Genomic DNA, 1,516 nt, shown 5'->3' on the forward strand with positions numbered 1-1,516 from the left:
TGCCAGAGGATGGCGCCCAGATCGGGATGCCTCCAATGCTCCGCACTGCCCGGGCCGATGAAGGGCTGGCCGAGGAAGATGCAGCGCGCCAAGCGCATCTCGAACAAAGCCTCATTGGGCCCATCGCCCTCCACGAACAGCGGCCCTTCGTGCTCCATGAAGCGGCGGATGTGTTCCCAGGTATCTAGCAGGGGCTGCACCGCGATGGCGCTGCTGGTCAGGCCCAGGCCGAACTGGCCGACCACGCGGGTATCGCCCGGCGCGGCCAGCACGATCATCTGCAGAGCGGCGTTGTCCTGCGCCACGGTGCCGGTGAAGGTCTTGAAGCGGGTGACCTGGGCGCGCACGCAGGCCCAGTCGTAGCTGAGGATCTCGTGCTGGCCACCCCCGCCCCAGAGCGGCCACCAGCCGAAGAGACGCGTGTTGTCCTTGAATACATGGACCTTGCCGGCGTTGCGGTCGCACAGGGTGGGTGCGTAGCGGTAGCCGGTGAGGTCGAAGCGGAGCATGAACGTAGTAGCCAACAGCATGATTCCACCGAACACAGCCGAGAACGCATCGAAACTTGTGAAGAGCGTTGGAATCAGCAAAGCGAGCAAAGGACTCATGATGGCGATTGCTCCGAAAGCAAGATAGCCGACGAGCACAGTCATCATGCTTCCGTACGCTAGCCCATGCGGAAACGCCTCGATGACCGCGCCGCCGCTGTTGGGCGATCGGCTGGCCGGTACGCTGTGTGGCGGCAAGAGCACCGCCCCGGCGCCGATGCCCCTGAACACCTCGTTGTCGTGCAGCTTGAAGAATTCGTCGCAGGCCTCCTGGCCGAACCATTCGATATCGGCCATGCCCAGTGGCCGGCCAGATGCCGATGGCTTGGGTCCAGAGGCTGGGTGCTTGTCGTTCTTGATTCGGGCCATGATCAGAGTTTAGAGCGGCTCACAAAACTCTTCTGGCGTCGTTGCCGCATCTTCTCGTACTACTCGTACTGCCTTCGATGCGGCGCCTCGCCAGAACCGCTTCGCTGGGTTTTGTGAGCCGCCCTTATTCACGATGAGCGGTCGCGCCCGAGGCTGAGGCGCTCGACGGCAGCGGCGCAGCGGCCCCTGCGGCGCGGTCCGGGACCACATGGCGCCAAGCGTCCAGCGCGCTGCCATGCAACGGTGCGCCGCCCACGCTGGCCAGCACTTCAGGCGGCCATGCGGGCTTGCTCTTGATGTGGAAACTGGCCCAGCGGATCAGGCCGTAGAGCAGGGTCAGCGGGAACAGCGGGATGGCGATGACCTGCCAGAGGATGGCGCCCAGGTCGGGGTGCTTCCAATGCTCCGCACTGCCCGGGCCGATAAAGGGCTGGCCGAAGAAGATGCAGCGCGCCAAGCGCATCTCGAACAAGGCCTGATTGGGTCCGTCGCCTTCAACGAACAACGGCCCTTCGTGCTCCCTTAAGCGGGGGGTGTGCCCCCCGGTAGTGCGTAGGGGGCCGGATTGTCAACACATCTGGCGGCGCCTCAGAACCAAA

General features: G+C 64.4%; 2 protein-coding genes. Both read right to left on the bottom strand.

The genetic code is table 11. The features are described from left to right. Nucleotides 1–845 (bottom strand): DUF6708 domain-containing protein (locus CEK69_RS20010; protein ID WP_152247558.1); only part of this gene is annotated, 845 nt, incomplete at its 3' end. A gap of 196 nt (nt 846–1,041) precedes the next feature. Further along, nucleotides 1,042–1,422: a hypothetical protein gene (locus tag CEK69_RS20015; RefSeq protein WP_152247560.1), complete on the bottom strand. Its 381-nt coding sequence runs from the start codon at nt 1,420–1,422 to the stop codon at nt 1,042–1,044. Nucleotides 1,423–1,516 lie beyond the last annotated feature (94 nt).

The sequence above is a fragment of the Xanthomonas sp. LMG 12462 genome, from assembly GCF_009192885.1.
Taxonomy (GTDB): Bacteria; Pseudomonadota; Gammaproteobacteria; order Xanthomonadales; family Xanthomonadaceae; genus Xanthomonas_A; species Xanthomonas_A sontii.